The 4,759-nt window shown below is 68.6% G+C and carries 6 protein-coding genes and 1 pseudogene; 6 read left to right on the plus strand and 1 reads right to left on the minus strand.

Annotated features, from left to right (window positions below; all coding sequences use genetic code 11):
* The 6 genes from AOK18_RS27485 to AOK18_RS27510 form a co-directional block, all read left to right on the plus strand.
* Nucleotides 1-778: LuxR C-terminal-related transcriptional regulator (locus AOK18_RS27485; RefSeq protein WP_055696079.1), on the plus strand; the 778-nt coding region annotated here is incomplete at its 5' end.
* 160 nt (nucleotides 779-938) lie between these two features.
* Nucleotides 939-1,136: a Flp family type IVb pilin gene (locus AOK18_RS27490; protein WP_055572639.1), complete on the plus strand. Its 198-nt coding sequence runs from the start codon at nucleotides 939-941 to the stop codon at nucleotides 1,134-1,136.
* The gene (locus AOK18_RS27495; RefSeq protein WP_055696080.1) at nucleotides 1,136-1,738 is read left to right on the plus strand and encodes a pilus assembly protein TadG-related protein; all 603 of its coding nucleotides are present in this window, start codon (nucleotides 1,136-1,138) and stop codon (nucleotides 1,736-1,738) included. Before AOK18_RS27490 ends, AOK18_RS27495 begins: the two co-directional genes overlap by 1 nt.
* 34 nt (nucleotides 1,739-1,772) lie before the next feature.
* Nucleotides 1,773-2,354, plus strand: coding sequence for a hypothetical protein (locus AOK18_RS27500; RefSeq protein ID WP_055572641.1), 582 nt, complete (start codon nucleotides 1,773-1,775; stop codon nucleotides 2,352-2,354).
* A gap of 50 nt (nucleotides 2,355-2,404) precedes the next feature.
* A complete protein-coding gene (locus AOK18_RS27505; protein ID WP_099048951.1) occupies nucleotides 2,405-3,010 on the plus strand; it encodes an OmpA family protein in 606 nt (201 codons plus the stop codon).
* A 198-nt stretch (nucleotides 3,011-3,208) separates the two neighbouring features.
* Nucleotides 3,209-4,381, plus strand: a complete 1,173-nt coding sequence (locus tag AOK18_RS27510) for an amidinotransferase (protein ID WP_055696082.1) — start codon at nucleotides 3,209-3,211, stop codon at nucleotides 4,379-4,381.
* 67 nt (nucleotides 4,382-4,448) lie between these two features.
* Here AOK18_RS27510 and AOK18_RS27515 read toward each other — a convergent pair.
* A pseudogene (locus AOK18_RS27515) lies at nucleotides 4,449-4,673 on the minus strand (DUF192 domain-containing protein); the annotation flags it as partial.
* Nucleotides 4,674-4,759: the final 86 nt, after the last annotated feature.

A 4,759-nucleotide genomic window follows, 5' to 3' on the forward strand; every position in this document is an offset into this window, starting at 1 on the left:
GGAGGCGGCGGACGGCGGGGAAGCCTGCGAGGCGGCCCGCGACCACCGTCCCGACGTCATCCTCCTCGACGTCCGGATGCCGGGCACGGACGGCATCTCGGCCCTCCCGTACCTGGCGGGGATCGCCCCGGTGGTGATGCTGACGTACAGCGGGGAGCCGGAGATCGTCGAGGAGGCGCTGCGCAGGGGAGCGGGCGGCTACCTGGTCCACGGCGAGTTCACGGCGGACCAACTGGTGTCGGCCGTACGGGACGTCAGCCGCGGCCGCCCCCACTTCACCCCCACGGCGGCGGAAGCACTGCTGGCCCGGCTCCGCGGGACACCACCGGGCCCGCCCCTGCCGGAAGGCCTGGGAGACCGCACGGATGCGACTGCATACGAACTTTCCACGACGCGGCAGCCGCATAAGAACCTCCAACATCCAGCACAGCAAAGCACATTGAACGATCCGACAATCCCGCCCCCGCCTGTTTCTCCACAAAACCTTTCGCAACTGCAACCTAATGTGGGACAGTCGTCGTCGGGGTGGACGGGCGGCCGTCCGGCAGCCGCTTTCGGCAGGTCGAGATTCCCACTGAGCGACAGGGAGGCGGAGATCATGAACCACATCGCGTCCGGCATGAACAACCAGCAGATCGCCGCCACTTGTTTCATCAGCGAGAAGACGGTCAAGAACCACATCAACCGCATCTTCGCCAAACTCCACAGCACCAGCCGCTCCGAAGCCGCCGCGAAGTGGCTCGGCACGGCCCCGGACTCCCCACGGGAACGGGGGTGACCTGCGGTGGCATCAGGGAGGACGAAGCGGCGGCCCGGCAACTGGGCCCGGGATTGGGCCCTGGGGCCCTCTGGCGGACCGGGGAGAACACCGTACGTTGCCGCTGTCGAATGCGGCACCTCGAAGGAAGCCGCAACCGCGTCAGCCGGAGGGGAACACCATGAGCAACTGGATCAACACCACGGTCACCTACCTCCACTCCCGCACCGCCCGCAACGACAGGGGCCAGACGGCGGTGGAGTACCTGGGCATCATCGCGGTGGTGGTGGCGATCGTCCTGGCGATCACGGGGACGAGCATCGGTCAGACGATCTTCGACGCGATCACAACCAAAATCGCCGAGGTCACCGGAGGCTGATGCGATCCCACAAGTACGGCGACGCAGGGCAGGCTTTCCCTATTTACATCACGGTGGTGGGGGGCCTGCTCTTTCTCGCGTTCGCGTACTTGGCGGTCGGGCAGGCGGCGGCCAACAGGAACGGTGCTCAGACGGCCGCGGACGCGGCCGCACTCGCCGCGGCTCAGGACAGGCGTGACCAACTCACGGGCGCCTGGGTGGAGGACCTTCTCGATCCGGCCGAGTGGCAGGCGATCTTCGACGGCAATGCCGAAGGGCTCGACGACTCGTGCTGGCGCGCCCGGCAACTCGCGGCGCGGAACGACGCGGCCGTCCAGGGGTGCGCGCAGAAGGGGCTGCTGGGTTACACGGTCGAGGTCGAGACGACCGACACCGTGGGGGACTCCATCGTGCCCGGTACCGAGAGCATGAGGTCGCGGGAAACGGCCACTGCGGTGATCGACCCTCGCTGCACCTTCGATCCCCTGTCGGAGGACGCTCCCGAGGACGCGCTGCCACTGCTCACCTGCAAGGGGGGCGAAGAGTGGGAACTGGATCCGGAAGATCCGGTGGAACTCCTTCCGCAGCCCGAGGACCTTTTCGACGTCCACCTGGCCGACTGACCGACGAACGACGAGTGACTAAGGAAGCAGTGGCATGAGCATTCGGTGCACAACGAAGGCCCGGAGGGGGATGGTCGCGTTCACCGTGGCGGCCGGATTGGCCCTCGGCGTGGTCGGCTGCGGCGGGGGAGGGGATGATGACAAGGGGCCGGCGGCCACGGCTTCCGCTTCCAAGGGCGACGGTTCCGCTCCGAGCGCCCAGGAGGAACGGACGGACGATCCCCTTGCCGAACTGAGGGGGTCGGACGGGCTGATTCTTCAGGTCATGTCTGCGGCACGTGACGCCGGAGGCTTCGTCACTGTGAACGCGATGCTGAAGAACGACGGTGCCAAGAGCGTCACCGTTCCCGCTGCATTGAGTGGCAACGAAACCGAGATCGTACGAAACGGCCGGTCCCTCGGCGGCGCCACCCTGGTCGACTCGAAGAGCAAGAAGCGTTACTACGTGCTGCGCGACACCGAAGGCCGTCCACTGACGACAACAGGCTTCTCGGCAATCAAGGCCGGCGAGAGCCTCTCCGTCTTCATGCAGTTCCCCGCGCCGCCCGCGGACACATCCGAAGTCACCTTCCAACTGCCGACGTTCGCCAGCGGCACCATCCAGATCTCTGGGTGAGGCAGACCATGACACGCATCCGTCCGATTCCGGTGCAGCCAAGGTTCTCCATGGTCGTCACCACCGCCACCGTCCTGGTCGCCACCAGCCTCTACGGCGCCTCCGGCGCCACCGCCGCCGACGGCCCCAGCGTCCCCCCGGGCACCGAGGCCAGCGCCTCCGCCCCGGTGGAGCTCGACGGCAACGACCCGGACCTGAAGCTCCCCGACGGCGCGACCCTCGCCGAGCCGAAGGTCCTGGACATCAAGCAGGTCGTCGAGGAACAGAGCGGTGACGAGCGCCGCGAGGACACCAACGCGGAGGTGACGTTCGCGCTGCAGGCCGAGGTGCTGTTCGGCAAGGACAGCGCGAAGCTCGGTTCCCAGGCGAAGGCCCGCATCGGTGCGATCGCCGGGGAGATCAGGAACCAGAACGCGACGAGGATCCGCGTCTTCGGCTTCACGGACGACCTGGGCTCCTCGGCCCACGGCGACGTCCTGTCCCGCAAGCGCGCGAACGCCGTCCACACCGTCCTGGGCCAGGAGCTGAACGACCCCGGCGTCACGTACGAGGTGCGCGGCTACGGGGAGCAGTACCCGATCGCCGACAACTCCACCGAGGCCGGCCGCAAGAAGAACCGCAGGGTCGAGATCTCGTTCCCCCGCACGGCGGGCTGACCGGTGCCGCCGAGCCGGCGGGCCCCCGCGCGGGACCGGTACCCGAGCCTTCCCTCCGGTCGAACGGGTGGCCGAAGGGGAGGCGGTGGAGGCGGGAGCCTCGCTCGACCGGTGTACACGGGACGACTCCGCGCGCCCATTTGTCCCGAACGTCGGATATGGTGAGTCACTGGATTCGGCGATCGAAAGCGGTTGAACATGGCGGTGACGCCAAGGCCCGGTATCGGGACAGCGGAGGACGCCGACTCCCGTCCGGCGCGATCCGCTGCAACCGGAGGAACTCCGGACCCCCTCGTCTCCCCGGTCAATTCCCACAACGAATGGGATCCGCTGGAGGAGATCATCGTCGGACGGCTCGACGGCGCGACGATTCCCTCCGACCATCCGGTCGTGACCTGCAACATCCCGCCGTGGGCGGCGCGCGTGCAGGGACTTGCCGCCGGATTCAGGTATCCGCGCTTCCTGATCGAGCGGGCGCAGCAGGAGCTCGACCAGTTCATCGCCCTCCTGCGGTCGCTCGACGTCACCGTCAGGCGCCCGGACGCGGTCGACCACCGGCGACGCTTCGGCACTCCCGACTGGTCGTCACGCGGTTTCTGCAACACGTGTCCGCGGGACAGCATGCTCGTGATCGGTGACGAGATCATCGAGACCCCGATGGCATGGCCGTGCCGGTACTTCGAGACCCATTCCTATCGCACGGTCCTCAAGGACTACTTCCGGCGCGGAGCGCGCTGGACGGCGGCCCCCAGGCCGCAGCTCACCGACGAACTCTTCGAGGCGGACTTCCGCGTCCCCGGGGCCGACGAGCCCATGCGCTACATCCTCACCGAGTTCGAGCCGGTGTTCGACGCGGCGGATTTCGTCCGTGCGGGACGCGACCTGTTCGTCACGCGGAGCAACGTCACCAACCGGATGGGCATCGACTGGCTGCGCCGCCACCTCGGACCCGGCTACCGCGTCCACGAGATCGAGAGCCGCTGCCGCACCCCCATGCACATCGACACGACGTTCGTCCTCCTCGCGCCCGGCAAGGTGCTGGTCAACCCCGAGTACGTCGACGTCGACCGGCTGCCCGACGTCCTCGGTTCGTGGGACGTCCTGGTCGCGCCCGAACCCAGTCCGATCGACGACCGCCTGCTCGGGGTCGCTTCGATGTGCGGCAAGTGGCTGAGCATGAACGTCCTCATGATCGACGAGAAGCGGGTGATCGCGGAGCGGCACCACACCGACATGCTGCGCGCGCTGGAGAAGTGGGGGTTCGAGCCGATCCCGTGCGACCTGCTGCACTACGCGCCGTTCGGCGGCTCGTTCCACTGCGCGACGCTCGACGTCCGCCGCCGCGGCACCCTCGAGTCGTACACCGACTGAGGCTCCCACCGGCCGCTCGGACCTCCTCACCGGGACGTGGTGGGCGAAGGGGCCCGGACGGGGAACCCTAGGCGCGCGGCGTGCCGGACGCCGTCCGCCCGCCACCGGTGCCAGTGCCGGGGGAACCCGTCACCACGGTCACCCGCACCCCGCTGCGCACCCCCCACTCCGCCATCGCCCCGGCCTCGGACTCGATCACGTGCCGTGCCCGCACCCGGGGCAGCCCGAGCCGCCCCGGCGGCATGGTGCGTACGGCGAGGACGCGGAGACGCCGGTCGAGGTAGGCGACGTCGCTCGACGGCGCGCTGCTCCTCTCCCCCGCCAGCGGCATCCACACCTTCCGCATGCGCATGGCCATCGACGTCGCCTACCTCGACC

This window comes from Streptomyces prasinopilosus, assembly GCF_001419695.1.
Lineage (GTDB): Bacteria > Actinomycetota > Actinomycetes > Streptomycetales > Streptomycetaceae > Streptomyces > Streptomyces prasinopilosus.

Excerpts from the sequence above, each read along its gene's own strand:
- AOK18_RS27510 (WP_055696082.1), top strand. The coding sequence starts at position 3,209 with ATGGCGGTGACGCCAAGGCCCGGTATCGGGACAGCGGAGGACGCCGAC.
- AOK18_RS27495 (WP_055696080.1), top strand. The coding sequence starts at position 1,136 with ATGCGATCCCACAAGTACGGCGACGCAGGGCAGGCTTTCCCTATTTAC.
- AOK18_RS27490 (WP_055572639.1), top strand. The coding sequence starts at position 939 with ATGAGCAACTGGATCAACACCACGGTCACCTACCTCCACTCCCGCACC.
- AOK18_RS27505 (WP_099048951.1), top strand. The coding sequence starts at position 2,405 with ATGGTCGTCACCACCGCCACCGTCCTGGTCGCCACCAGCCTCTACGGC.
- AOK18_RS27500 (WP_055572641.1), top strand. The coding sequence starts at position 1,773 with ATGAGCATTCGGTGCACAACGAAGGCCCGGAGGGGGATGGTCGCGTTC.